24 protein-coding genes are annotated in these 25,668 nt (G+C 61.1%); 13 read left to right on the forward strand and 11 right to left on the reverse strand.

Annotated features, from left to right (window positions below; genetic code table 11):
* Nucleotide 1: 1 nt before the first annotated feature.
* Nucleotides 2-1,141, reverse strand: coding sequence for an ABC transporter permease (locus tag M2A_RS06460; protein WP_045444672.1), 1,140 nt, complete (start codon nucleotides 1,139-1,141; stop codon nucleotides 2-4).
* A 187-nt stretch (nucleotides 1,142-1,328) separates the two neighbouring features.
* Here M2A_RS06460 and M2A_RS06465 point away from each other — a divergent pair, with 187 nt between their 5' ends.
* Nucleotides 1,329-1,727 (forward strand): c-type cytochrome, encoded by a 399-nt coding sequence (locus M2A_RS06465; protein ID WP_244444396.1) that lies wholly within the window; start codon nucleotides 1,329-1,331, stop codon nucleotides 1,725-1,727.
* Nucleotides 1,728-1,783: 56 nt separating this feature from the next.
* Here M2A_RS06465 and M2A_RS06470 read toward each other — a convergent pair whose 3' ends face one another.
* Both M2A_RS06470 and M2A_RS06475 read right to left on the reverse strand, forming a co-directional pair.
* Entirely contained in the window at nucleotides 1,784-4,375 is a 2,592-nt protein-coding gene (locus tag M2A_RS06470; protein ID WP_045444675.1) for a TRAP transporter permease, read from the reverse strand.
* 54 nt (nucleotides 4,376-4,429) lie between these two features.
* Nucleotides 4,430-5,401 (reverse strand): TAXI family TRAP transporter solute-binding subunit, encoded by a 972-nt coding sequence (locus M2A_RS06475; RefSeq protein ID WP_045444677.1) that lies wholly within the window; start codon nucleotides 5,399-5,401, stop codon nucleotides 4,430-4,432.
* 242 nt (nucleotides 5,402-5,643) lie between these two features.
* Between M2A_RS06475 and M2A_RS06480 the strand changes: the two genes are divergently transcribed.
* Complete coding sequence (locus M2A_RS06480; RefSeq protein WP_197052858.1) at nucleotides 5,644-7,872, forward strand: CHASE2 domain-containing protein; 2,229 nt, start codon at nucleotides 5,644-5,646, stop codon at nucleotides 7,870-7,872.
* A 72-nt stretch (nucleotides 7,873-7,944) separates the two neighbouring features.
* Nucleotides 7,945-8,925, forward strand: a complete 981-nt coding sequence (gene dgcA / locus M2A_RS06485) for an N-acetyl-D-Glu racemase DgcA (protein ID WP_045444681.1) — start codon at nucleotides 7,945-7,947, stop codon at nucleotides 8,923-8,925.
* An 18-nt stretch (nucleotides 8,926-8,943) separates the two neighbouring features.
* On the opposite strand, the gene M2A_RS06490 is transcribed toward dgcA, so the two are convergent.
* Entirely contained in the window at nucleotides 8,944-9,951 is a 1,008-nt protein-coding gene (locus tag M2A_RS06490; protein WP_045444682.1) for a zinc-dependent alcohol dehydrogenase family protein, read from the reverse strand.
* 162 nt (nucleotides 9,952-10,113) lie between these two features.
* Complete coding sequence (locus M2A_RS06495; RefSeq protein ID WP_045444684.1) at nucleotides 10,114-10,971, reverse strand: TauD/TfdA dioxygenase family protein; 858 nt, start codon at nucleotides 10,969-10,971, stop codon at nucleotides 10,114-10,116.
* Between the two features lie 142 nt (nucleotides 10,972-11,113).
* Between M2A_RS06495 and M2A_RS06500 the strand changes: the two genes are divergently transcribed.
* On the forward strand, nucleotides 11,114-11,869 hold the full coding sequence (locus tag M2A_RS06500) for a polyphosphate kinase 2 family protein (protein WP_045444685.1): 756 nt from the start codon (nucleotides 11,114-11,116) through the stop codon (nucleotides 11,867-11,869).
* Here M2A_RS06500 and M2A_RS06505 read toward each other — a convergent pair.
* The 4 genes from M2A_RS06505 to M2A_RS06520 are packed head-to-tail and all read right to left on the reverse strand — an operon-like array spanning nucleotide 11,866 to nucleotide 15,693.
* Nucleotides 11,866-13,029, reverse strand: a complete 1,164-nt coding sequence (locus M2A_RS06505) for an MFS transporter (RefSeq protein ID WP_052379254.1) — start codon at nucleotides 13,027-13,029, stop codon at nucleotides 11,866-11,868. The two genes, M2A_RS06500 and M2A_RS06505, sit on opposite strands and share 4 nt — an antisense overlap.
* A gap of 60 nt (nucleotides 13,030-13,089) precedes the next feature.
* The gene (locus M2A_RS06510) at nucleotides 13,090-13,539 is read right to left on the reverse strand and encodes a hypothetical protein (protein ID WP_045444687.1); all 450 of its coding nucleotides are present in this window, start codon (nucleotides 13,537-13,539) and stop codon (nucleotides 13,090-13,092) included.
* Nucleotides 13,536-14,576 (reverse strand): phosphotransferase family protein, encoded by a 1,041-nt coding sequence (locus tag M2A_RS06515; protein ID WP_052379255.1) that lies wholly within the window; start codon nucleotides 14,574-14,576, stop codon nucleotides 13,536-13,538. The genes M2A_RS06510 and M2A_RS06515 overlap by 4 nt, the downstream gene beginning before the upstream one ends.
* Before the next feature lie 10 nt (nucleotides 14,577-14,586).
* Nucleotides 14,587-15,693: an Rv3169 family protein gene (locus M2A_RS06520; RefSeq protein ID WP_197052859.1), complete on the reverse strand. Its 1,107-nt coding sequence runs from the start codon at nucleotides 15,691-15,693 to the stop codon at nucleotides 14,587-14,589.
* A gap of 273 nt (nucleotides 15,694-15,966) precedes the next feature.
* On the opposite strand from M2A_RS06520, the gene M2A_RS06525 reads away from it, so the two are divergent.
* From M2A_RS06525 to M2A_RS06565, 9 genes are all read left to right on the forward strand, one after another.
* The gene (locus tag M2A_RS06525) at nucleotides 15,967-16,344 is read left to right on the forward strand and encodes a DUF423 domain-containing protein (protein ID WP_045444689.1); all 378 of its coding nucleotides are present in this window, start codon (nucleotides 15,967-15,969) and stop codon (nucleotides 16,342-16,344) included.
* A gap of 128 nt (nucleotides 16,345-16,472) precedes the next feature.
* Nucleotides 16,473-17,963, forward strand: a complete 1,491-nt coding sequence (locus tag M2A_RS06530; protein ID WP_045444691.1) for an FAD-dependent oxidoreductase — start codon at nucleotides 16,473-16,475, stop codon at nucleotides 17,961-17,963.
* Nucleotides 17,964-17,988: 25 nt separating this feature from the next.
* Nucleotides 17,989-18,972, forward strand: coding sequence for an alpha/beta fold hydrolase (locus M2A_RS06535; protein WP_045444693.1), 984 nt, complete (start codon nucleotides 17,989-17,991; stop codon nucleotides 18,970-18,972).
* Nucleotides 18,973-19,019: 47 nt separating this feature from the next.
* Complete coding sequence (locus tag M2A_RS06540) at nucleotides 19,020-19,430, forward strand: nuclear transport factor 2 family protein (protein WP_045444695.1); 411 nt, start codon at nucleotides 19,020-19,022, stop codon at nucleotides 19,428-19,430.
* Nucleotides 19,431-19,486: 56 nt separating this feature from the next.
* Complete coding sequence (locus M2A_RS06545; protein WP_045444697.1) at nucleotides 19,487-19,876, forward strand: hypothetical protein; 390 nt, start codon at nucleotides 19,487-19,489, stop codon at nucleotides 19,874-19,876.
* A 130-nt stretch (nucleotides 19,877-20,006) separates the two neighbouring features.
* Nucleotides 20,007-20,468, forward strand: a complete 462-nt coding sequence (locus M2A_RS06550) for an ABA4-like family protein (RefSeq protein WP_045444699.1) — start codon at nucleotides 20,007-20,009, stop codon at nucleotides 20,466-20,468.
* Between the two features lie 327 nt (nucleotides 20,469-20,795).
* Nucleotides 20,796-22,154, forward strand: coding sequence for a glycosyltransferase family 4 protein (locus M2A_RS18345; RefSeq protein ID WP_081875435.1), 1,359 nt, complete (start codon nucleotides 20,796-20,798; stop codon nucleotides 22,152-22,154).
* Nucleotides 22,120-22,842, forward strand: a complete 723-nt coding sequence (locus M2A_RS06560; protein WP_045444701.1) for a class I SAM-dependent methyltransferase — start codon at nucleotides 22,120-22,122, stop codon at nucleotides 22,840-22,842. The genes M2A_RS18345 and M2A_RS06560 overlap by 35 nt, the downstream gene beginning before the upstream one ends.
* Nucleotides 22,839-23,924: a glycoside hydrolase family 15 protein gene (locus tag M2A_RS06565; protein WP_045444702.1), complete on the forward strand. Its 1,086-nt coding sequence runs from the start codon at nucleotides 22,839-22,841 to the stop codon at nucleotides 23,922-23,924. The genes M2A_RS06560 and M2A_RS06565 overlap by 4 nt, the downstream gene beginning before the upstream one ends.
* Here the strand turns inward: M2A_RS06565 and M2A_RS06570 are convergent.
* Together M2A_RS06570 and M2A_RS06575 are read right to left on the reverse strand one after the other, a co-directional pair.
* Nucleotides 23,892-24,524 (reverse strand): class I SAM-dependent methyltransferase, encoded by a 633-nt coding sequence (locus M2A_RS06570; RefSeq protein ID WP_045444704.1) that lies wholly within the window; start codon nucleotides 24,522-24,524, stop codon nucleotides 23,892-23,894. The two genes, M2A_RS06565 and M2A_RS06570, sit on opposite strands and share 33 nt — an antisense overlap.
* A 202-nt stretch (nucleotides 24,525-24,726) precedes the next feature.
* Nucleotides 24,727-25,572, reverse strand: a complete 846-nt coding sequence (locus M2A_RS06575; protein WP_045444706.1) for a fumarylacetoacetate hydrolase family protein — start codon at nucleotides 25,570-25,572, stop codon at nucleotides 24,727-24,729.
* Nucleotides 25,573-25,668: the final 96 nt, after the last annotated feature.

The following is a 25,668-nucleotide window of genomic DNA, read 5'->3' on the forward strand; positions in this document are numbered from 1 at the left end:
GTTAAATCCCCACCGCCGTGAAGAACATGGCGAAAAGCGCATCCAGAATAATGACCATGAAAATGGATTTCACCACGGACTGCGTGGTTTGCTGGCCGACCGATTCCGCGCTGCCCGTCACTTTCATCCCGCAATGACACCCGATCAGCGCGATGACGATCGCCATGAAAGGCGCTTTGAGAAGACCGACGCCGAAGGTCCAGAAACCCGCCGCTTCCTGCAGACGCACGAGAAAAACGCCCGGTGTCGTATCGAGCAGCATCCAAACCGTCACCGCCCCGCCGAGGAGCCCCATAATATCGGCAATGAAGGTGAGGAGCGGCAAGGTCAGCACAAGCGCCAGCACACGCGGCACGATCAGCATTTCCACAGGATCGAGCCCGAGCGTGCGCATGGCGTCGATCTCCTCGCGCATTTTCATCGAGCCGATTTCGGCCGCAAAAGCGCTGCCCGAGCGGCCGGCAACGATGATGGCGGTAAGGAGGATGCCGACTTCCCGCAAAAAGATGATGGCAACGAGATTGACCGTGTAGACATCCGCCCCGAAGCGTTTCAACTGCTCCGCCCCTTGCTGGGCGATTACCGCGCCGATCAAAAAGGTGATCAGGCAAACGATAGGCAGCGCATCGAAGCCCGCCTTTTCCATATGATGGACAAGCGGCACGAGACGCAGGCGCCGGGGCGATTTCACCGCCCGCCAAAGCGCCTGCAGAAAAATACCGAAATAGCCGACGATCCCGTGCACTTCCGCGCCCGTTGCCAGCAGCGCATCGCCAACCCGGGCGGTCAGCTGCACAGCAAAGGGGCGCATGTCGTGCAGCGTGTCCGGGCAGGTGCCGCGATTGGCCTGCACGGTGTCGAACAATGTCTGAAATTCACCGCGCAATCCTTCAAAGCGCGGGGTGAGGCCTTGTGCCAAAAAACGCTCCGCCGTGCGGTCCAAAAGCCAGGCGCCCGCCGTGTCAAGCCGGCTCACATTCTTGAGATCGAAAGTGACCTGAGCGCCGCGGATGCGTGCGGCGGAAAGCTCGTCCAGCGCCGCGCCAAGCGCCGCAGCCTGGCGCACGGTCCAGTCGCCGGAGGCCGAAAACATAAAGCCGGAGCCGGTTTCCTCGGTTTTGAAACTGGGCGTCTGGCTCATATCCCCTCAATACGCTAAATTGCCCGCGTAAACGTAGTTTTAGCTTCAATTTCGGCCCGCGTCACCGGGCCGCATGGATTTGAAGCCTACCCGTTCTAGCTTCGTTGTATAAGGGCTCATCCTGATGCGGAAAAAGGCGCGGTAGAACGCACGGGAGCGAAATTTTGGAGTGCAGAGGACCAATAAGATGAATTTCATGAAGATTGCGATGATTGCCGGCACAGCGCTTGCCTTCAGCCAAGCGGCATCGGCCGAAGAAGCGGATCTTGAAAAAGGCGCAAAGGTTTTCAAGAAATGCCAGGCTTGCCATACGCTGGAAGAAGGCGCTTCGAATAAGATCGGCCCGAATCTCTATGGCATGTTCTCCCGCGGCGTGGCTGCGAAAGAAGATTTCCGCTATTCCGATGCAATGACGGAAAAAGCCGGTGAAATCGGTTCCTGGAACGAGGAAAATCTTGCGGAGTATCTCGAAAACCCGCGCAAATATGTGCCCGGCACCAATATGGCCTTCGCCGGTTTGCGCAAGGAAAGCGATCGCACGAACCTGATCGCGTATCTCAAGCAGGAAACGGGCGCGGCCGAATAAACGCGCCCCGCTTAAGCATTCAAGCCGGTCCGGACCTTCATATCCGGGCCGGTTTTTCATGTCCGTTTCCGCCGAAACTGGCCGCGCGCAACAAGAAGGGTCAGGAGGAAGGCCGGCAGATATAGCCAATAAGGATCGATCCTTTCCTGCGCAACCTCCGCGCCCAGCACTTGCCAGTCGAAGCCGACACCCAGCTTTTCGGCAGGCGAGGCAAAGCGCACGAGATCGACAAAGGTCTTGCCTTCTTCCTGCCTGAGCTCCATGCCCGCAGCGCTAAGGCGCTCGCCCGCGTTGCCCGGCGCCCCGAGCGGCAAGCGGATGGTGCGGCGCACGAGATCACCCTCGAAAGTTTCCCCTTCAAAAACAAGCGCGATGCTGGCCTCTTCCGGCGCTTCCTCGATAAGCACCGCCGCTTCTTCGTAAGGGACCTGCTCGAAAGGCGGTACGACCTGATCGATCCAATAAGCCGGGCGCAGCAGCGTGAAAGCGACGAGTAGCAATACCGCCCCTTCCCAAAACTTCAGCCGCGCAAAGAAATAACCTTGAGAGACGGCCGCAAAGAGAAGAACACCGAGCGTTGCCCCCAGCGCCGTCAATGCAAGGTCCAGCGGTCCGTCGATGCCGATGAGCAAAAGTTTCGTATTGAAGATGAAGAAGAACGGCAAAATGACGGTGCGCAGCGAATAGCGGAAAGCGGTGATCCCCGTGCGGATGGGATCGCCGCCTGAAATCGCCGCCGCCGCAAAAGAGGCAAGGCCTACGGGCGGCGTCACATCCGCCATGATGCCGAAATAGAAAACAAAGAGATGAACGGCGATAAGCGGCACTACCAGCCCATTCGCCGCGCCAAGCTCCACCACCACGCCCGCAAGAAGCGCGGAAACGACGATGTAATTGGCCGTGGTCGGCAGGCCGAGCCCCAGAACGAGGCTGAGCACGGCAACATAAACCAGCATCAAAACCAGATTGCCGCCGGAAAGAAACTCGACAAGCTCCGTCAGCCGAAGCCCCACCCCCGTCAAGGAAACTGCGCCGACGATAATGCCCGCCGCCGCCGTCGCCACGGCGATCACGATCATGTTGCGCGCGCCCGCTTCCAGCCCGTCCCAGATCGTGCGCGCGCCCTCTTTCACGTCAGCGGGACGAAAACCCCGCCCGGCGAAAAGCGAAATGAGCACATGCTGGCTTGCCAGAATGACCATGAGCCCCACCACCGCCCAGAAGGCGGAAAGGCCGGGCGAAAGACGTTCGACGACAAGACACCAGATGAGAACCGCGATGGGCAAAAGAAAATGCAGCCCCTGGCGCACCGTGTCCGAAAAACGGGGAAGGAACAGCGCCTCCTCATCCGCTGCCCCCATAGATGCGGAGCTGCCGGGCCGTTCTTCATCGCGCGCCGCCGCATAAACGGCGCCCATATAAAGCGCCAGCAAGGCACCCATCAGCAGCCAGAACGCGCCGCCGCCCAGAGCTTGCATCAGCTCGACGAAAAAATAGGCAAGGCCCAGAAAGATCATCATTCCGGCCAGCACCAAGCCGCCCCGCACCAGACGCATGGGCAAGGCGGGCAGAGGGTCGGGCCGTTCCAAAAGCGGCATATCCGCCTTCACCGCTTCCAAATGAACGATATAGACCAGCGCGATATAGGAAATGACAGCGGGCAGGAACGCATGGGTAATGACATCGACATAGGAAATGCCGACATATTCCACCATCAAAAACGCCGCCGCGCCCATGACCGGCGGCATGATCTGCCCGTTGACGGACGAGGCGACTTCCACCGCCCCGGCCTGCTCTTTCGAAAAGCCGACTTTGCGCATGAGCGGAATGGTGAACGTGCCCGTCGTCACGGTATTGGCGATGGAAGAGCCCGAGACGAGGCCCGTCATACCCGAGGCAAGTACCGCCGCTTTTGCAGGCCCCCCGCGCATATGCCCGACAAGCGAGAAGGCAAGGCGGATGAAATAATCCCCTGCCCCGCCCGTCTCAAGCAGCGCGCCGAAAAGCACGAAGAGGAAAATCACGCCGGTCGACACGCCAATGGCGACACCGAAAACCCCCTCCGTCCCGAGCCATAAATGGCTCATGGCACGGGAAAAGGACGCGCCCTTCCAAGCAATGATGTCGGGCGCGTAATTGCCGAAAAATATGTAAGCCAGAAAGAGCAGCGCGACGATGACGATGGGCGGCCCCAGCGCGCGGCGCGCCGCTTCCAAAAGCAAAACGATACCGAGGCCGGAAACGGCAAGGTCGAGATCGCTCGGCAGGCCGGGACGCAAGGCCAGCCCGTCGCGGAAAATGAAAAGATAAGCCGCCGCGAAAGCCCCGAGCCCGGCAAGCACCCAATCAAACAGCGGAATATCCGTCCCGCGCTTTTTCAGCGCCGGAAAACAAAGGAAGGCAAGCAGCAAACCGAAGGCAAGGTGTATGGAGCGCGCATCGGTATCATTCAGAACCGGAATGGCCGGCGCTGCGATAAAGGGTAGAGGCGATGTATACCAAAGCTGGAAGAGCGACCAGAGAACGGCGAGCCCGGCAACGGCCTTGCCGGAGATGCCGCCGACCGCGCGTTCGCCTTCCAGTTCCCATAGCAGTTCCTCATCCGGGCGGGTATGGCCCGTGCCTTCCGGGTTACGCGGCTCGCTCATTCTTCTTTTCTCCGCAAATCCCGTGTGAAGGGTGCCCGTGCGAAGGGCGCAAGCTTATTCGATGAGGCCCGCTTCCTTGAAGTAGCGCGCCGCCCCTTCATGCAAGGGCGCGGTGAGCGCGTGTCTCGCCATGCCTTCTTTCGTCAGCGCCTGGAACGCCGGATGCAGTTTGCGGAAATCGCCGAAATTTTCGAAGACCGAGGAGGTCAGATGATAAACGACATCCGCATCCACCTCTGCGGTCGAAACCAGCGTCGCGGCGACGCCGAATGTCTGCACATCATCCGGATTGCCCTGATAAAGGCCGCCGGGAATGGTGGCGGGCGCATAGAAGCTGTTTTCGGCGATCAGCTTTTCGACTTTCGGCCCGTTCACGTTGATGAGCCGCGTCTCGCAGGTCGTCGTCGCTTCCTGGATCGAGCCGCTCGGGTGGCCGACCGCAAAGACGATCGCATCCACTTTATTGTCGCATAGCGCCATGGACTGTTCGGTGGAAACCAGCTCGGAGGCGAGCAGGAAGTCGCCAAGCTCCCAGCCATAGGCTTTCATCAGCACTTCCATCGTGGCGCGCTGGCCGGAACCGGGATTGCCGATATTGACCCGCTTGCCCTTCAAATCCTCGAAAGAGGAAATACCGGCATCGGCGCGCGCCAGCACGGTGAAAGGCTCGGGATGCAGAGAGAAAACCGAACGCAGGTTTTCCATCGGTCCCGCAGCGGTGAACTGCGAGGTGCCTTTATAGGCGTGGTACTGCCAGTCCGACTGAGCCACGCCAAGCTGCAACTCGCCCTGGCGCAGGGCATTCAGATTGAAGATCGAGCCCCCCGTGCTTTCCACCGAGCAGCGGATATTATGCGCCTCGCGGGTCTTGCGCGTCAGCGCGCAAATGGCCCCGCCCGCCGGATAATAAACGCCGGTCAACCCACCCGTGCCGATGGTCACATACTGGCGCTCCTGCGCGCCCGCCCCCATGGCACCGGCCGCCAAGGCGAAAATTCCCACAATCAGAGCTGCCAGACGCGCCATTTAACACTCCCTTTATGTGCTTTAATTCCGGTTACCCCTATTGATGGCAGCAGGCTTGCCCGATGGCAACTGCGCCCCGCCTTCGCCGGGGCCCCGCCTGCCTCATTTTACCGCCATTTTTTGGAACAAATGCTGCAAGTCACCCCTTAAGTCATGGTCCCGTGTTCCAGATCGGGACAATGGATATGGTGCAACCCGGGCCAAAAGCCCAGACCTGAGTCAAGATTATGCAGCCCTCGGCCTTGTTCAGACGCCTAGCCTGGTCCCTGCCGGTCCTTATCGTGGCCGGCTCGCTTGCCGTGTCCGTTTATGACCCACTCGGCCTGCGCACCCGCATGGCCGATGTCTCCTTCGACCTCATTCAACAATTCGAGCCGCGTCCCGCCGGCCACCCGGAAGCCATTTATATCGATATCGATGCGCAGACCGCCGAGCGTGTCGGCGCCTGGCCTTGGCCGCGCCCGCGCCTCGCGCAGCTTATCGAGGCCGTGCATGGCGCAGGCGCAAGCGTCGTCATTCTGGATGAAACGCTGGAAACTCCGGACCCCACCTCGCCCGGGCAGGTACTGGCACTCTGGCCGCCCTTCCCCGCCGATGCCGATGTTGGCGCCGTGACGGACGCCTTGCGCGCCTTGCCCGATCACGACATGGCGCTTGCCATGAGCCTGCGCCGGGGCCCGACCGTGCTGTCCATCACGCCCGGCAAGGGCGAAGCGCATAAACCGCGCAATACCGGCTGGGCGCTGACGGCCGTCGGCGGCGATCCTTACGCGCATCTTCCTGCCTTCACCGAATGGACCGGCAATCTGAGCGCGCTCGACAGAGCGGCGGCGAGCATCGGCGTGCATCTGCCCTCGCAGGCGCGCACGGACATGGTCCGCCATCTGCCGCTTTTCGCCAATCTGGGCGGCGATCTCATTCCCGCATCGGCGCTGGAAGCGCTGCGCCTGAAGGAAGGGGCAAGCGCTTATGAAATGCGGCTTCGCACGGCCCCGACTAAATACGACATCACCAATCTGGGCGGTATCTCTTCCATCGCGGTTGCCGGAAAAACCATTCCGACGCTGCAGGACGGTTCCTTCCCGCTTTATTTCCGCATGGAGCGCGAAGGCGCCTCCGTGCCGGCCTGGCGCTTCCTGGAAGACGGCGCCAATGCGTTGGATCTCAGCGGACGGATCGCCGTGATCGGCGTCTCGAAAAACGGCATCGATAAATTCCACACGACGCCCATCGGTCCGCTCCCTTCGGGCGCGATCATCACCGAAGCGCTCGATCAGATCATCACGGGCACCATGCTGACCCGGCCCGATTGGGGACAGGGCGCGGAAATGCTGCTGATCGGCGGCGGCAGCCTGCTTATTTTGCTGATCGTGCTCGGCTCGCGCCGCTATCCCTGGCCCATTCTTTTCACGTTGCTGCTGACCGGCGGCGCGGCTTACGGCACCTGGTACGCCTTCACCGACCAGATGTGGATTCTCAATCCGGTGCAACCGATTGTCACGCTGCTGGCCGTCTATATCGTCTCGGCCATGCTTAACCGGCTCCGGATCGATGCGGAAACCCGCTTCATCGAAAACCAGTTCACGCACCGCCTGCCGAAATCGAAGCTGAACAAGCTGATCGCCCAGCCGCGCCGCATTCCCCACAAGGGCACGGGCGTGGAAGTTACCTCCATGGTCGGGGGGCTGCGCGGTTTCAACATCATCGCCGACCGCTATCTTGCGGACCCTGAAGCTTATGCCGATATCCTCAACCGTTTTTTCACGCCCGCGACGAAACTCGTGCATGAACGGGGCGGCATGATCGAACGCTATATGGGCGAGACGGTGCACGCGGTCTGGAACACGCCCTTCCCCGTCACCGACCATGTGGCGCGGGCTTGCGACGCGGCGCTGCGCATGACCGAGCAGCTCGACGCGCTCAACGATTTCCTGCTGGAAGACGCAAGCCGCCTCAACATGTCTTATGTACCGCTCTCCGTCTCCATCGGTATCGATTCGGGCGAAGCGATTGCCGGCAATCTCGGCGCAGATCACAATTTCGATTATGGCATCTCCGGCGAGCCGGTGACCTTTGCCAATTACCTGCAGCGCCATGCCCGCCATTACGGGCCCGCCATCATCGTGGGCGAAGGCGCGCAGCGCATCCTGGGCGACCGCTATGCGCTGCTCGAGGTCGATCTCATCGCCACGCCGCGCCATCCCAACGGCTCGCGCGCCTTTGCGCTGCTGGGCGATTCCATCGTCCGCGCCAGCCCGAAATTCCGCGCGCTGCAGGAAGCCCATCAGGCGCTCTTCGAAGCCTACCGCCATCAGCGCTGGGCCGAGGCACGGGCAGTCATCGCCCAGGCGCGCAAGCTCAACGGGGCCATCGAAACGCTCTACGACCTTTACGAGCAGCGTATCGCCCATTTCGAAGCGAACCCGCCCGGCCTTGCCTGGAACGGGGTGTGGTACGCGGGCCGCATTTAATGCCGGGGGTGATTGCCGGACCTTGCGTGATCGCCCCTTGGCGGGCACGCAAAGGGACGGCATGATGCGCCCATGCGCAACCTGACCGTCACCATTGAAGCCTGGCCCATCAAAGGACGCTTTGCGATTTCCCGCGGCGCCAAGACAGAGGCGGAGGTGATCTTCGTCACCCTGGAAGACGGGCCCCATAAAGGGCGCGGCGAATGCGTGCCTTATGGCCGCTATGGCGAGACGCTGGAAAGCGTTGCCGCGCAAATCGATTCCATTGCCGATGAGTTTCAGGAAAAACCGAGCCGGGAGGCTTTAGCGCGGCTCCTGCCCGCAGGCGCGGCGCGCAATGCGCTGGACTGCGCGCTTTGGGATCTGGAAGCGAAATGGGCGGGCATGCCCGTCTGGCAACTGGCCGGCCTGCCGAAACCCGAACCGCTCACCACCGCCTTCACGCTCAGCCTCGATACGCCCAGCGCCATGCATAAGGCGGCAAAGAACGCAGCAAGCCGCCCGCTCCTCAAAATCAAGCTTGGCGGGGACGGCGATCTTGAGCGGCTGGCCGCCGTGCGCGAGGGCGCGCCGGGGTCCGATTTGATCGTCGATGCGAATGAAGGCTGGGCGCCGGATAATCTGGAACGTCTTTTAAGCGAGATCGCCCCTTACCGCGTGGCGCTGATCGAGCAGCCCCTGCCCGTCGGAGACGATGCCTGCCTAGCCTCGGTGAAAAGCCCCATTCCACTCTGCGCCGATGAAAGCTGCCACACCTCGGCGGACCTCGTACGCCTTGCCAGCCTTTACGATGCCGTCAACATCAAGCTCGACAAGACGGGCGGCTTCACAGAAGCGCTGCACACGATCGAGAAAGCGCGCGGCCTCGGCATGGAGATCATGATCGGCTGCATGGTGGGAACGTCGCTGGCCATGGCACCGGCCGCCCTGCTTGCCGCGGGCGCTGCCTTTGTCGATCTGGACGGGCCGTTGCTTTTGGCCGAGGACCGGGAGCCGGGCCTTCGCTATGAAGGCTCGGTGCTTTTCCCGCCCGAACGGGCGCTTTGGGGATAGGCCCAAAGCGCCGTTCCATCAGATATCGAGCACGATTTTGCCGAAATGGCTTGCGCCCTGCATCAGCTTCAACGCAGGCACGATCTCTTCCAGCGGATAGGTCTTATCGATCACGGGCTTGATGTCGTTCTGCTCCACCGCGCGGACCATCTCTTCAAAGTGCTGGCGGCTGCCCACCGTGATGCCGGAGATTTTGGCGTTCTGGCCGAACATCGCCGCGACATTCATGTCCTTCACGAGACCCGAAAGAATACCGATCACCGCGATATGCCCGCCGGTACGGATCGCCATGATGGATTGCGGGAAGGTTTCCGCCCCGCCCACTTCCACGACATGATCGACGCCGCGCCCGCCGGTCAGCTTGCGCGCTTCGCTCGCCCAGTCCGGCGTCTTTTTGTAATTGATGAACTGATCGGCGCCGAGCGCCTTGGCCCGGTCCAGCTTTTCGTCAGAGGAGGATGTGATGATGACATGGGCGCCGGCGGCCTTGGCAAATTGCAGCGCGAAGATCGAGACACCGCCCGTGCCCTGCACAAGCACCGTGTCGCCCGCTTTCAAGTTGCCTTCCACGAAAAGCGCCCGCCAGGCGGTGAGCCCGGCGCAAGGAAGGCAAGCGGCCTCTGCCGGCGTCAGGTTCCTCGGCGCTTTGGAAACGCCGTCGGCGGAGACGCAAACATAATCTTCCGCACAGCCATCGATCGGCCCGCCGAAAGAGGTGGCAAGCGCGGCAGGGGTCGGCGGCCCGGCAAGCCAGCCCTGAAAGAAGGAGGGGCAGACAAGATCGCCCTTTGCCACGCGGCGAACCCCGTCGCCCAGCTCCACCACTTCACCGCAACCGTCGGAAAGCGGGACAAGCGGCAAGGGATAATCCCCGCCGAAGCCGGAAGTAATGGCAAGATCGCGGTAATTGAGCGAGGCGGCTTTCAGCTTGACCAGAATTTGCCCCGGCCCCGGCTTCGGCACATCCCGCTCTTCGAGTTTCAGATTGTCCAGTCCGTAGCTTCCGGAAATCACGGCGGCGCGCATGATCACCCTCCCTCATTGCGTCTTATTGAATATGGATAAGACCAATGTGACCGGGACGGAGCGGATTTCAAGCCAAGCTTTGCCCTGCCGTAGCGTCAGCGCGGCGTGTTTTCTCAAAGCGGGAAAATGCAGAACGAGAAGGGTCAGATCAAAACGGCCAAATCAAAAAGGTCTGTCGCCCTTGATCTGGGTGCGGTGCATAACGCGCCTGCTCGAGGCATCGAAACTGTCGCGCCGGTGAATGGTGCAGCGATTATCCCAGATCAGGAGATCGCCGAGCGCCCATTGATGGGTCCAGGCGAATTTTTTCTGTTCGCAATGCGCCCAAAGCCGGTCGAGCATCGCATCGCTTTCGGACGTGCTCAGCCCTTCCACATAGGCATTGCGGCGGCGGCCGAGATAAAGCGTCTTGCCGCCGGTTTCAGGATGCGTGCGCACCATGGGATGCATCTCGCCCGGCATCTGGCGGATATCCGTCACGCTTTCAAACCCGGCGCGCGTCTCCCCGACACTGGTCGTGCTGGCATCATGAAAACAGCGGTGCTGCTCAACGAAGGCGCGCAGATCCTCCGGCAGCTCTTCATAGGCTTTGTACATATTGGCAAAGCTCGTATCGCCGCCGGTGGGCGGAATTTCGAGCGAGTAAAGGACGCTCGCCTTGGGCGGCTTGGCCACATAGGACATGTCCGTGTGCCAGTCGGCTTCCTTGTCGCCCAGCGCGCCGATGGGCCGGCCGTTTTCCTTCACATTGGAGATGATCCAGATTTCGGGGCGCGAGAGCGCCTGACTGCCTGCCATATCCGTTGCGCTGGCAGGCGCCAGATCGAGCTCGCCGAAATGTTTGGAAAACCGCACGAGATCGTCGTCGCTGATTTTCTGCCCGCGAAAGAGCAATACCTGATGGTCGAGCCAGGCTTGCTGCACGGCTTCCATATCGCTCTCGCTCAGCGGGGCGGAAATATCTATTCCCGAAACGACAGCGCCCAGCGCGGCGCCGGTCGGCACAACCTCGATTGCCATTCCTGCTTACTCCTTTAGGCTGGGGCCATCATAATCATCCGGCAAGCAATTTCCAGATAGGCCGGGGGGCGGCAAAGAGCCACCCCAAAACCGCCGGCACACCCGAATTTGAAGACGCAAAGTCCGAGGAACAAAGCTGCAGATGAGTGAAGGGAAGATGGACAAGACCGCCTATAAGTCCCGGCTCAAAGAGCTGCAGAAACGTCTCAATCTTCTGCAGCACGCCATGGCGCGCCAGAGCTTAAACGGGATTGTGGTGCTGGAAGGCTGGGACGCGGCGGGCAAAGGCGGCGTCATCCGCCGCATCGCCTGGGCACTCGATCCGCGCCATTTGAAAGTCTGGTCCATCGGCGCGCCCTCCCCGGCAGAAAAGCGCCAGCACTGGCTGAAACGCTTCTGGCAGCGCTTACCCGATGACGGGGAGATTGCCGTCTTCGACCGCTCCTGGTACGGGCGCGTGCTTGTGGAACCCATCGAAGGCTTTGCAAGCAAAGAAGAAGCCTCTCGCGCTTACCGGGAGATCAATGAGTTCGAGAACATGCTCACCGATGAGGGAGTGCGCATGATCAAACTCTTTCTCGATATCACCCCGCAGACCCAATACCGACGGTTCGAGAAGCGGTTCCGCTCGCCGCAGAAGCGCTGGAAAATGACGCGCGAGGATTTGCGCAACCGCAGCCGCTGGGACGATTATGATGAAGCTTATGAGCGCATGATTGCCGAAACCTCGACACCTGCCGCTCCTTGGGTGCGGATCAATGCGAATGAAAAGCGCGCCGCGCGCCTCGCCTGCCTTGAAGAAATTCTCAAAGTGCTGGGCGCCGGGATCGACGTGGCACCGCCGCCAATCGACCCGGACGTGAAAGCCTTCTTCGATGAAAAGAACGGGAAGCTTTAAGCCGCGTCGACAAGAAGCCCGCCCTGCCAGCGCCGCCAGGTGACAAGCGCTGCCCCCGCTCCCATTAGGGCCACACCGGCCATGACATAAAATCCGGTGCTCTGCGCGGCTTCATAAAGCGGGCCGGATAGCGCCATGAAGCCTGCCATCATGATGCCGCCGGAAACCGCCGCATAAAGGCTCTGTGCCGTGGCGGCAAGCTCAGGGGTAACGGCCCGCGCAATGAAATGCATGGCGCCAAGATGCGCCGCCCCGAAACTGAGCCCGTGCAAGGCCTGCGCAAAACAAAGAACGGCAAGGCCGGGTTCCTGTGCCGTAATGAGCCAGCGCAAGACGCCAGCCCCTGCCGCAAGAACGACAAGCCCGACGGGCCCGAAAACCCGCGCAAGCCAGGCGGATGCCATGAAGAGCGAGATTTCCGCAACCACGCCAAGCGCCCAGAGAAAACCGATCAGCGTTTCGCTGAGCCCCAGCCGCTGCCAGTTGAGCGAGCCGAAAGCATAAAGAAAGGCATGGCTCGACTGGGTGAGCCCGGCGGCGAGCACGAACCCGAGAAAGACCGGATGGCGCAGCACTTTGAGCGCATTCGCCCAGGAAAGCGGCGGCGCGGCGCTGTCCTTGCGCCCTTCGGCGGGCAGCAGAAAACCGACGGAGAAAGTCAGCGCAATGCCGAAAAGCATCGCCGCCAGAATGTGGCTTTCCCGGCCCGGTAAAAGCCACCAGCCCATCGCATAGCTTGCCACGATGAAGCTGACCGAGCCCCAAAGCCGCACCCGCCCGTAATCCATCCCCTCCTCGCGCACCGCGCGCATCGCAAGGCTTTCGGTCATGGGAATGATGGAAGGATAAAGCGTCATCAACACAAGGCTGATGAGAAAGATGGGCAGAAACCCGTCCGCCAGAAAATAAAGCGCGGCAGCACAAAAAGAAACCGCCGCCAGCGCCAGCATCATGCCGCGCCGGTTCTCCGCCCTGTCCGCCAGAAAGGCGAGCGCGGGCCCGGCCAGAATGCGCAGCAGCATGGCGCCTGAGAGCACGATGGAGATTTGCGCAGGCGTCAGCGCCTGCGCGCCCAGCCATACCGGAAAGAACGGTAGATGGACGCCGGGAAAAATAAAAACGGCGGCATAAAAAAGGCCAAGACGCGCGGCGAGCGGCAAAGAAATCTCCCTGTCAGCATTGGAGCATGACAGGGAGACTATAGAGGCGCTTTGAAATGTCTATCCGATAGAAGGGTAAGGCAATTTGCGCTTATCCGCCGCTTGGCGCAGGAAGCCCCAGATGCGCGCGCCGAGTTTGCGCGCGGGCGGGCTGTCCAGTTCTTCCAGTGCCGCTTGCAGCTCGATCAGGAGCGTTTTGAGCCGGTCGTTTTCTGCATCGAGATCGGAAATGAGCAGCGAGGCTTCGCGGGCCCCCGCCGCCGCGCCAAAACGCTTTTGCAGATCGCCCGGCAGGCCAAGTCCGCCCGTCTCTTCGAAAATGGCGCGCATTTCGGCGTTCTCTTCGGCGCGCAGCTGCGCCCCGCGCTCGAACTCGGCTGCCGACATGAACATCATGAGACCGATGACGGAGGTGTTGCCCACGGCATATTCGGCGGTGAGGTTCGGCGCGACTTCCAGAAGGAGCTTGCCGAAGGAATGTTGGAGAACGAGAGGGACATCGGGTTTCATGCGGCATCCTCCTCGGCAATTTCCTGCATGCGTTTCGACAGGAGCCGGTTATGTACATCCGTGCAATACCAGCTCGACAGCGCCATGACGGGATCTGTGTTGTTGCCCGCCTGATATTCCTTGCCGGCGGAAATCCAGATCGCGAGGCCCTTGACCATGGCGAAGATTTCCCACCAGGCAAAGGCCTTGGAATCGATCGTGAGACCGCTTGCCTCTTCCCAAAGCTTCAAAGCCTCGGCACGCGGCAAAAGCCCGCCCGGCTTTTCTTCGTTCTCGAAGGCCCATAGCGGATCGCAAGCCCAGGCAAGATCCTCCAGAGGATCGCCCAGATGGCACATTTCCCAATCGAGGATCGATTTGATCTCGCCTGCATCGTTGAAGAGGAAATTACCGGTGCGGTAATCCCCATGCACGACGCGCAATTCTTTGGGCGGCGGCGGCGGATTGCGCCGCAGCCAGCGGATCGCGCCTTTGGCGATGGGCTGAGCAATGAGCGTATCCTTGTCGATCTCCCCTTCCCAATAATCAAGCTCGCGCTTCCAGCACTCCTCCGGCGCAGGCTTTTCCATACTCTCCCCAAGACCGATGGCATCAGGGTCCTGCGCGGCGATCTTGCCGAGGATGGTGAAAAATTGCGGGCCGATCTTCGGCGCAAGATCGCCATAAGGGTCGGGCGAAAAGGGACTTGCCGCCTGACAGCCCTCGATCTGCTCCATCACGAAGAAGGACCGCTCGAGCCATTTTTCATCCGTTTCCAGAAAAAGCGGTTCGGGCACCGGCACGCCGGTCGGGTGAAAAGCGCGGTAGGCATTGAACTCGAGATCGCGCTCGGTCTCGATCAGGCTTGCCACCGGATCGCGGCGCAGGATGAGCGGGCGCGACACTTCTTTGCCCCCCTCCTGCCAGCGCGCGGTCAGGCGGTAGGTTTCCCGGCTCGCCCCGCCATGAATGCGCGAAATGCCTTCCACCGCCATGGCGCTTGCCTGCGGCATTTTGTGGGAGAGATAAGCGGCGAATTTTTCTGCGATTTCTTCCATCACCTTCTCCTTATGGCGCCATGTCGAGAAGGTCTTTGAAACCGGACGGCGCGTGAGGACCGATGATGAGCTGCTCGAGAATGCCGGCGCCTTTCTGCACCGGCTTATCGCCGTCTCTCATTTCCGCTTCCACAAAGGCCTGAATGTGCAGATAGGGCGGCACGCAGGTGTCGATATCGGCGGTCTTGAAGCAATCGTAATCCACCGCAAGCTCGCCCTTATAGCCGCCATGATTCCAGTCCGGATTCCCGTAGCCGAGACCGGTCATATAGAAATTCCATTTCGGCGTGAGCTTAATATCGATGCGGCTGCCGTCATGGCGCTGGAAATGCAGCTCCGCCGCCTTCGCATGGCGCGAACCGGACTGGAAGGAAATGTCGGACCAGCAGCGGTCCATCTTTTCTTCCTCGCCCCCGCCCGTCGGGCAGAGAACGGCGGCCGTGTTCCACGCATCGCCCTTGGCATCGGCATTGATGTGGTAAAGCGTGATAGCGTTTTCGAAATTGAGCGGCGACCAGATCCAATAAAATTGCGGCTGGGGCGGCGGCGCCACAGGCTGCGGATCGGACGCCCCGACCGGGCGGATACCCCAGGAGCGGTCGCGCGTGCCGACGAACTGATCCTTCTTCACTTCGATGCGCCGGCCCTTGACCTCGATCCAGCCCTCGTAAGAACCGTTCTGCGTCATGCGCGTATAGTCCATGAAAATGCGCGGGCCCTGCCGGTAGGTGAAGCGCGGCTCTTCCAGCGCGCGGGCGCGGCCGCGGAACGTAATGTCAGCTTTGAAATCATGCTCGGCGCTGTCGACCGTGATGCGCAGCGCCTGAAGCGGCTCGATCACTTCCACCGCAATGGGGCCGACTTTCGTATCGAGCCGCTCCATGTGAAGCACGCGGGAGGCATGGATATTGTGCTGCACGCCGTCCACGACGACGGCGAAATTCGCATCCATCACATTGAGATGCGGATAGACACCGAGACCGCAGCCGAAGAAAACGCTGCCGTCCCAATTATAGCCGTTGAAGAAATAGCGGTCGTAAAAATTCCGGTCCGTTCCCGAATAAGCGATTGGTTCGGGGGTCTGGTGGATCGGATACTCATCCCCTTTCGTGAGCATCAAGGCCTCCCTGTTCTCCGGTTTCATTGCCCGGTTTGCTTTTGATTGCAGGCAGCATGGCGCGCGCCCGCCCATGGGTCAACTTGACCGGAGCGCCTGAAAAATAACGTCGCGTAACGGTGGCAATGAAAGCCCGGGCGCCGTGCCTGCCCGCACCTTACGCAGTTACGCTCCGCATTTTTTAGAGCCCTTCCCATGAGTCTTTGCGTGCCCTCAAGCGGCAGGCTAAGAAGGCAGATAGATTTAAAAAAGCAGCGGATCAGGAGACGGCCCATGAAACTCTGGCTCATTCTCGGCGCGGTGAACGGCTTCCTTTCCGTGGCGCTCGGCGCTTTTGCCGCGCATAGGCTGGCCGGCAAGGTTGGGGAGAAGGAACTTGCCGCTTTTGAAACCGGCGCGCGCTATCACATGTATCACGCGCTGGCGCTGCTCGCCGTTGCCTGGCTGGCCCAGCACGCCTCCGCCTCGCTGACCCAGGCGGCGGGCTGGGCATTCGTTGCGGGCATGATTCTCTTTTCCGGCTCGCTTTATTATCTCGGCCTCACCGGCAGCCGCGCCCTGGTGCTCGTCACGCCCGTGGGCGGGCTCGCCTTCCTCGCCGGCTGGGCGCTGCTTGCCGCAGCAGCGGCAGGCCTTAAAACCCATCCGTGAGAAAAGCCTGCGCAAGATGCTGGACTTACGGCACGCGCCTTGTCAGAATTTACTAGACTGCGGTCCAGTCATGGGGTTCGGTCGCGCAATTGCGCGGCTGGATGAAGGCCGGGAGGCCGGGAGGAAAGATGAGCCGCATTATCGTTCTGGGCGCCGGGATTGGCGGGCTCTCGGCTGCCATTGCGCTGGCAGGCGAAGGGCATGAGGTCACGGTGATCGACCGCGACCCGCCCCCGCCGGACCTCTCCACCGATGCGGCCTTCGAAGAATGGCAGCGCCGGGGCGTCGGCCAGTTGCGCCACAGCCATGCCTTTCTCGCCCGGCTCTATCAGCTCATCCGCGAAAACCACCCCGCCCTGCTGGCCGATCTTCTGGAGGCGGGCTGCCGCGAGCTGAAATTCGCCGACACCGTGCCCATGCCGCTCGTTCCCTCTTACGTGCCGGAAAAGGGCGATGAGCATCTGACCATTCTCTCAAGCCGCCGCACGACGCTCGAGCTCATTATGCGCCGCTATGCCGCCCGCCAGCCCGATGTCACCTTCCGCACCGATGAAGTGGTGGAAGGTCTGATCGCGGAAAAGAACGCGGACGGCCAGGCCGTGGTCCATGGCGTCACTTTGCGCTCGGGCGAAAAAGTAACGGGCGATCTGGTGGTCGATGCGATGGGAAGACTCAATCCAGGCGCCGATTGGCTGAAAGAACTCGGGGTTCATATCCGCGAGGAAGAGGCGCCTGCCGGGATCGTCTATTTCACCCGCCATTACCGCATCAAGCAAGGTATGCGCGAGCCGGAGCGCACCGCCGCTCCCGGCGCCGCCGATCTCGGCTTCCTTAAGTTCGGTGTCTTTCCGGGCGACAATGGCTGCTTCTCCATCACCCTTGCGGTGCCGGAGGCCGAGCGCACGCTCTCGAAAGCCATTCTGGATACGGATGTTTTCGACAGGATCTGCCGCTCCATTCCCGGCCTTGCCCCCTGGCTCGAAGAAGAGCGCACCGAGCCGCGCTCGAAAGTCTTCCTGATGGGCAATCTCTTCAGCCGCTGGCGGCACATGACCGAGGCGGGCAAGCCCCATGCGCTGAACTATTTCCCGCTTGGCGATTGCCACATCCGCACCAACCCGCTTTACGGGCGCGGCTGCTCTTTCGCCGCCATTCAGGCCCATATCCTGCGCGATGTGCTGCGCACCGAAAAAGATCCGACGGCGCGCGCCCTTGCCTATCATGCAGCGGTAAGCGAAGAGATCCGTCCCTATTACGACAATATGGTCAAGCAGGACCTCGGGGCGATCAAACGCGCGCGCCATGAACTCACGCCGGGCTATAAGCCGGGCTTCAAAGCGCGGCTCGTCAAACGCTTCACCGAGGACGGTATCAATATCGCCATCCGCTCCGATATCCATCTCTACCGCGCCTTCATGCAAGGATTTCATATGCTTGCCCATCCCACCGCCTGGCTGCTGGAAAACAAAAAGAATCTGGCCAAGGTTTTGTGGATCTGGGCGCGCGGGCGCAGATGGAACCGGAAATACTATCCGCCCCGCACGGGGCCCGGGCGCACCGAGCTTTTCAATGCGCTCGGCCTTCCCAAAGACGCCGATCTGATTACGGATCAAGCCTGATCCCTCGCAAACACAGGACGCAGCCATGACCCAGGCACCCGCCATGCCCGATCCCACTTTCATTGAAACCAACGGCATCAACATGGCCGTCTATGAAGCCGGTCCGAAAGACGGCGTGCCGGTGGTGCTCTGCCATGGCTGGCCGGAACTTGCCTATTCCTGGCGCCACCAGATCCCGGCACTTGCGGCGGCAGGTTTCCGCGTCATCGCGCCCGATCAGCGCGGCTACGGGCTGACAGGCGGGCCGAAGGGCGAAGAAAACGTTCCCCTTTACGACATCGAACATCTGACGGGCGATCTTGCTGGGATGCTCGATGCGCTCGGCATTGATAAAGCGGTCTTTTGCGGCCATGACTGGGGCGGCATTGTCGTCTGGCAAATGGCGCTTTTGCAGAAGGAGCGCGTGGCGGGCGTCATCGGCGTCAACACGCCCTTCATCCCCCGCCTCACCTCCGATCCCATCGAGGCGATGCGCGCGGTCTATGGCGAGAAAATGTATATCGTCTTCTTCCAGCGCTTCGGCGAGGCGGAAAAACTGCTGGGCAAGGACACCGCCCGCTCCTTGCGCTTCTTCTACCGCAAAAGCGGCGTAACAGCCGAAGAGTGGGAGAAAATGCCCGCCGAGGAAAAGAATCTCTCCTTCCTCGATGCGCTGGAAACGCCGGAAGAAGAATGGCGCGGCACGCCGCTTCTGAGCGATGAGGAATATGCGGTCTATACCAAAGCCTTCGAGCAATCGGGCTGGGAAGGCGGCATCAACTGGTACCGCAATTTCTCCCGCAACTGGCGCCTGACCGAAGGCGTGGAACAGAAAGTCAGCGCGCCGGGCCTGATGATCTCGGCTGCCGATGACGTGGTGCTGCCGCCCGCCATGGCCGAGGGCATGGAAAAATACGTGCCGGATCTGGAAAAGCACATCATTCCGGCCTGCGGTCACTGGACACAGAGCGAAAAGCCGGATGAACTGAACACACTCATGATCGATTGGCTCAAACGCCGCTTTGGCTGATCCCGTTTCGGCAGGGCGGCGCTTCGGGCTTTCCTGCCGGGGCTTCCATGTCGGATACAGACGCGCTGCTTTTCGCCAATGAAATGTTCTACCGGGCCTTCGCGGACCGGGACATTACCGTCATGTCCGAAATCTGGGCCGAAGACGCGCCCTGCACCTGCCTCCATCCCGGCTGGCACCCGCTGGAAGGGCGCGAGGAAATCCTGCAAAGCTGGCACAATATCTTCAACGGCCCCGAGCCGCCCCAGATCGATTGTGTCGCCCCCAGGGCCAGCATAATCGGCGAAAGCGGGATTGTGATTTGCTATGAAAAAATCGGCATGGACTACTTGGTTGCGACGAATCTTTTCGTCCGGCGGGGGCATGTGTGGATGCTCGTTCATCACCAATCCGGTCCTGTGACCAGCCCTCCGGAAAAAGAAACGGAAGAACGCCGCAAACCGGACGCCATCAATTAGCGCTGCTTCAACGGCGCCATATCCGGGCGGCTTACTTTAGAGGGAGGAAAGCGGCCATGGACGGCATGACGCTCAACGATTTCATTCTTCAAGAACCCATTTGGCTGCGCAGCTGGCTGTTCTGGCTGATGTTCATCAACACCGCCTCCATCCTCTTTGCCTTCACGCGTCAGGAGGCGCATTGGGTGCTCACCGCCTGGCTCGCCAATCTGCTCTTCATGCCCATGCTCTTTGCCGAGTTCGGCTATACGCGCATTCTCGGCCTCAGCCATATCGTGTTCTGGACGCCGCTTCTCGTCTATCTCTGGCGCCGGCGCGCCGGGATCGAGCTGCGCAGCATCTCGGGTGCGTATCTTTGGGCTCTTTTTGCCTCCAACGGCCTGTCGCTCGTGATCGATTATATCGATCTTGCCCGCTATCTGGCCGGTGACGGCGCGCTGACATAAGCGCCGCCGATCCACCCGATACACACTCTTTCCTTGAGTTGCCTTAGCCGCCTGCTAGGCTTCCTGCCACTGTGCAGGGGCCGGCGGCGGAGCACGCTGCCTCCCCTGCCTGTTTGGAGGGGAGACATCCATGACGCCTGATGCCATTTTTCTGATCGCCACATACGGCCTTGTGCCTTTCTGGCTGCTGCTGGTCGTGCTGCCACGCTGGAGCGGGACGCAGTTTCTCGTGCATTCGGCGCTCTTGCCGCTGATCTTCGGCTGTCTTTACACCTACTATCTGGCCGTTGCCTCCTTCGGGGGCGGGCAGCCGGAAGGGGCCAGCTTCGGCACGCTGGCGGGCGTGATGATCTTCTTCCAGATGCCGGAGGCCGCGCTTGCCGGCTGGCTGCATTATCTCCTTTTCGATCTTTTCATCGGTGCTTGGGAGGCGCGCGATGCGCAGCGGCGCGGCATGTCCCATTGGCTGGTCATCCCCTGCCTTGTCTTTACCTGGCTTGCCGGGCCGCTCGGCCTGCTGCTTTACATCGTCCTGCGGGCGGTGTCGGGCAAAGGCGGCTGGCGGCTTCAACCCGCCGATACCCCTGCGTAAAAGACAAAACGCCCGCAAAGCCCCGCCTAGGCGGGAGCCCTGCCGTGGTTTATGAATAACAGGCCGCCATTGCGGGGCCCGCGGACCTTCCGCCATGGCGGACTGACAAAGCTGTTACCAAGCCTTGAGAGGACAAGGCCTCTTGGGTATGATCCGCGCGCCGAAGCGGCACTCAGACTGCCGAAAGTTGAGGCGGGGCTTCGGCCTCATCCGAAAAGCATTGTTTTACCCCGGCGGGGTCCCAGACATCAGCCTCGCCGGCCAGCCCGATATGGGCACGCCCACGAACGGCCTTGGAGCCGGCTAAGAGTTTGAAAGGAGAGGCGCATGTCGCAGGCCCTGGACCGGCAAGAGGCGTTTGAAACGCCCGCGCCGCCGCAGAGCGGAAACGCGCCGTCCGATGCGACGATCGCCGCGCTATCGGGCGACCGCCCGCTGCGCATTCTCCTGCCCAGTTACCGCTCCAACCCGACGACCGGCGGCCAGGGCGTTTACATGCGCCATATCTCCAAGGCGCTTGTCGATCTCGGCCATACGGTGGATGTGATTTCCGGCCCGCCCTACCCCGATCTCGATCCGCGCGTCGGCCTCATCAAGCTGCCCTCGCTCGATCTTTATGCCAATCCCCATCCCATCCGCGCCTTCCGGCCCTGGATGCTGACTTCCCCCATCGATCTTTTCGAATGGTGGAGCCACAATTGGGGCGGCTTCTCCGAGCCTTATACGTTCGGCGAACGCATGGCGCGCTACATGCAAGGCCGCATCCACGAATATGACGTGATGCATGACAATCAGACGCTCTGCTGGGGCATGCTGAAAGTGCGCGACATGGGCCTGCCCGTGGTCGGCACGATCCACCACCCGATCACCATGGACAAGCGCATCGACATCAAGCATATGCCGGGCCCGTTCATGAAATTCCTGAAATGGCGCTGGTATTCCTTCCTGCGCATGCAGATCAAGGTGGCCCGCCAGCTCGACCCCGTCATCGTCGTCTCCGAAAGCACGAAGCGGGATGTAACGCGCGATTTCAAACTCGACCCGCAAAAGATGCGCCTCGTGCTGCACGGCATCGATCATGAAACCTTCCGCCCGCGCCCGGATGTGAAGCGCCTGCCAAACCGGCTGATCGCCTGCGCCAGCGCCGATGTGCCGCTGAAAGGGCTCATCTATCTCATCCGCGCTTATGCGGAGCTGTTGAAAACGCGCCCCGACCTCGAACTTTATGTGATCGGCAAATTGCGCGAGGGCCCGACCGCCACGGAGCTGCGCAAACTCGGCATCCTCGACAAGGTGAAATTCATCACCAACCTCACCGATGACGACATTACCGAGCAATATGCCAAGGCGACCATTGCCGTCTCTCCTTCCGTTTATGAAGGTTTCGGCTTTCCGGCGGGCGAGGCCATGGCATGCGGCGCCCCGGTCATTGCCACAACGGGCGGCTCGCTGCCGGAAGTCGTGGGCGATGCGGGCGTCATCGTGCCCCATTCCAACCCGCCGGCGCTGGCAGAGGCGATTGCCGACCTGCTGGACAATCCGCAAAAGCGCGACGAGCTCGGCAAGCTTGCCCGCGAGCGCATTCTGCGTGAATTCAAATGGGAACGGACCGGCCGCCAGGTGGTCGAAGTATATAAAGAGGCAATGGCCAATGCGAACGGTGGACTTCAATACGCTGGGTCTTAAAGACGGGCTGCGTGTGCTCGATCTGGGATGCGGCGAAGGACGCCATGTGCATGCCATGTATCACCACGCCGTCTGTCATGTCGTCGGTGTCGATCTTGCCTTTGACGATGTAAAGAAAACCCGAGACGGCTTCAGCGCCTGCCCGGACATGGACCCGGAAACGAAGCGCGTCTATTCGCTTTGCGTCGGCAATGCGCTTACCCTGCCTTTCGCCGATGACAGTTTCGACAAGATCGTCTGTTCCGAAGTGCTGGAGCACATTCCCAATCACCGCCAGGCGCTGAAAGAGATCACGCGCATTCTGAAGCCGGGCGGCACGCTTGCCGTTTCCGTGCCGCGCTATTGGCCGGAATGGATTTGCTGGGCGCTCTCGGAGGAATACCACAACGAGCCGGGCGGCCATGTGCGCATCTTCCGCACCGGCCAGCTCAAAAAAGACGTAAGCGAGAACGGCCTTTCCTTCTTCCACCGCCACTGGGCGCATGGGCTGCACTCACCTTACTGGTGGCTGCGCTGCGCCGTCGGCGTGAAGAACACGAAGTCGAAACTCGTTGCCGCCTATCACCGCTTCCTCGTCTGGGACCTCGTCAAACAGCCTTGGCTGACCCGCGCGCTCGAAGCCTTGGCCGCGCCTTTGATGGGCAAGAGCGTCGTTCTCTATTTCACAAAGGAGAACCGCGCCGCATGACCTATCTGAGCTTCGGCGACCGGCTGCCCGAGGGCTTTTTCGACGGGTCGGTTCGCCGCATTCTCGAACTTCAGCGCGATAATGGCGCGATTCCCTGGTATGATGGCGGGGTCATCGACCCGTGGAACCACACCGAAGCTGCGATGGGTCTGGCAACGCTGGGCGAGACGGAGGCCGCGCGCCGCGCCTTCCGCTATCTCATGGACACCCAGCTCGAGGACGGCTCCTGGCACGGCGAGCTTGGCAGCGCGGTGCCGATGGACGAAGAAGAACAGCGCTTTACCGGCGATGAGGAAGACGTGCCCGATCCCATAAGGGACACGAATTTCGCCGCCTATATCGCGACCGGCGCCTGGCATCATTATTTGCTCGATGGCGATCTTTCCCATCTCAAAACGCTTTGGCCCCATGTCAAAGCCGCCATCGACTGGGTGGTGGCGCATCAAAGCCCCCATGGCGACATTCGCTGGGCGGCGGACGAGCCGCGCACGCCCGAAGACGATGCGCTGATCACCGGCTGCTCATCGATCTATAAGAGTCTCGAATGCGCCATCTTCATTGCCCAGCGCCTCGGCGAGCCGAGCCGGCACTGGGCCGAAGCGCGCATGAGGCTCGGCGAGGCCTTACGCGAAAAACCTCACCGCTTCGACCGCACCTGGGAGCCCAAAGACCGCTTTTCCATGGACTGGTATTACCCGGTGCTCGCCGGTGTCTTTACCGGCCAGGCGGCGCGCGACCGGCTCGCCTCAAAGTGGGATATTTTCGTTGCCGAGGGCAAAGGCTGCCGCTGCGTGCTCGACCAGCCTTGGGTGACGGTCGCCGAATCCGCCGAGCTATGCCTCGCGCTGCTCGTTTCCGGCGAGCGCAAGAAGGCCGAAACGCTGCTTTCCTGGATCCATCAATGGCGCGCCGATTGCGGCGCCTATTGGATGGGCTATCAGTTCGAAAATGCCGTTGCCTGGCCGGATGAAAAACCGGCCTGGACCGCCGCTGCCGTCATTCTGGCAACCGATGCCGTGATCGGCATGACACCCGCCGCGCCGCTTTTCTCAGGACGTCACCTCGCCGAGGCGGCGGAGTAACCGCAGCGATTTCACCGCAGAAATTTCCTCGAAAAAGTTCGAGGCCAGCGCCATCTTGTAAATCTCGTATGGCGGACGCCCGCCATCTGCCGGGTTCGGGAAAACATCGTGAATGGCGAGAATGCCGCCCGGCTTCACGAACGGCGCCCAGAGCCGGTAATCGTTCAGCGCATGTTCCATCGCATGGCCGCCATCGATAAAGACCATGGCAAGCGGCGTCGCCCAGCCGCGTGCCGCGACCGTTGACGGAGCAACAAGCGGCACGACCGTATCCTCAAGCCCCGCCCGGCGCAGCGTCTGGCGGAAGAGCGGCAGCGTGTTGAGCAGTCCCGTCTCCGGATCGTAAAGCTCGCTGTCATGATGCTCCCAGCCGACCTGATTTTCCTCTGAGCCGCGATGATGATCGAGCGCGAAAAGCACCGAGCCTGCCTTCTGGCACGCCGCCCCGAAATAAACCGTCGACTTGCCGCAATAAGAACCGATCTCCAGGCAGGGCCCGAGCGCGCCGGCCTCCAGCGCCGCGCCATAAAGCGCTTCGCCTTCCTTCGGGTCGAGAAACCCTTTCACGCTTTCCGGATCGATGGGCAGAGAAATACTCATGGAAATGCTTTCGAAGATTTTTGCGGGGTTTTTAATACGTCATCCCGCGACTTGTTCGCAGGATCCATTGGCCTTTCAAGACATAAAAGAACAGGTGATTTCGAGCAGCATCGCAGCATTCACAGCCGTTTTCCCTAACCAGCCGGAATGCGAGTGGACCCCGCGAACAAGTCGCGGGGTGACGGTGACATTTTATGCCCCCTCACCGGTCCGCCACAAGGCGGGCGCGCTGCTCGCCGAGCCCGTCGATGCTCATGACGATCTCGTCTCCGGCTTTGAGGAATTGCGGCGGCTTCATGCCCGCGCCCACCCCGTCCGGCGTGCCCGACGCGATAATGTCACCGGGCAAAAGGCTCATGAACTGGCTGAGATAGGAAATGAGCTTGGCGACCGGATGTAGCATATCGCTTGAATGGCCGTTCTGGCGCACCTCGCCGTTTACCAGCGTGCGCAGCGTCAGGTTCTGCGGATCGGCGATCTCATCCGCCGTCACGAGCCAGGGGCCGATAGGGCAAAACGTGTCGCAGCTCTTGCCCTTGGTGAATTGGCCTGCCCGGTTCTTTTGAAAGTCGCGCTCGGACACATCGTTGAGAATGAGATAGCCGGCGACATGAGAAAGCGCTTCTTCCTCGCTCACATATTTTGCGGGCGCGCCGATCACCACGCCAAGCTCGACCTCCCAGTCGGTCTTCGTGGAAGTGCGCGGAATGACGATGTCGTCATAAGGCCCGTTAATGGCGCTGACGGCTTTTTGAAAAAGCAGCGGCTCGCTCGGCACCTCAGCGCCCGTCTCGCTCGCATGCATTTTATAATTAAGGCCGATGCAGAGAATTTTCCCCGCCCCCGCCACCGGCGCGCCAAGGCGCTGGCCTTCCGGGGCGAGCGGCAATTTCGCCGGATTGATCTTGGCCAGTTTCGCAAGCCCTGCAGGCTCGAGCACGCAGCCGGCAATGTCGTCCACATGGCCGGAAAGGTCGCGGATGCGCCCTTCGTCATCCAGAATACCGGGCGTCTCATCGCCGCGTTTACCGTAGCGCACCAGTTTCATCCGACGCCCTTTCTTAACCGTTTCTTACCTGCAACGCCCCGTTTGGAGCCATCTTTTGATCATTGCGGGTCCCTTTCTCCCGTTTCATCAACCAAA

It is taken from the genome of Tepidicaulis marinus, assembly GCF_000739695.1.
GTDB classification, from domain to species: domain Bacteria; phylum Pseudomonadota; class Alphaproteobacteria; order Parvibaculales; family Parvibaculaceae; genus Tepidicaulis; species Tepidicaulis marinus.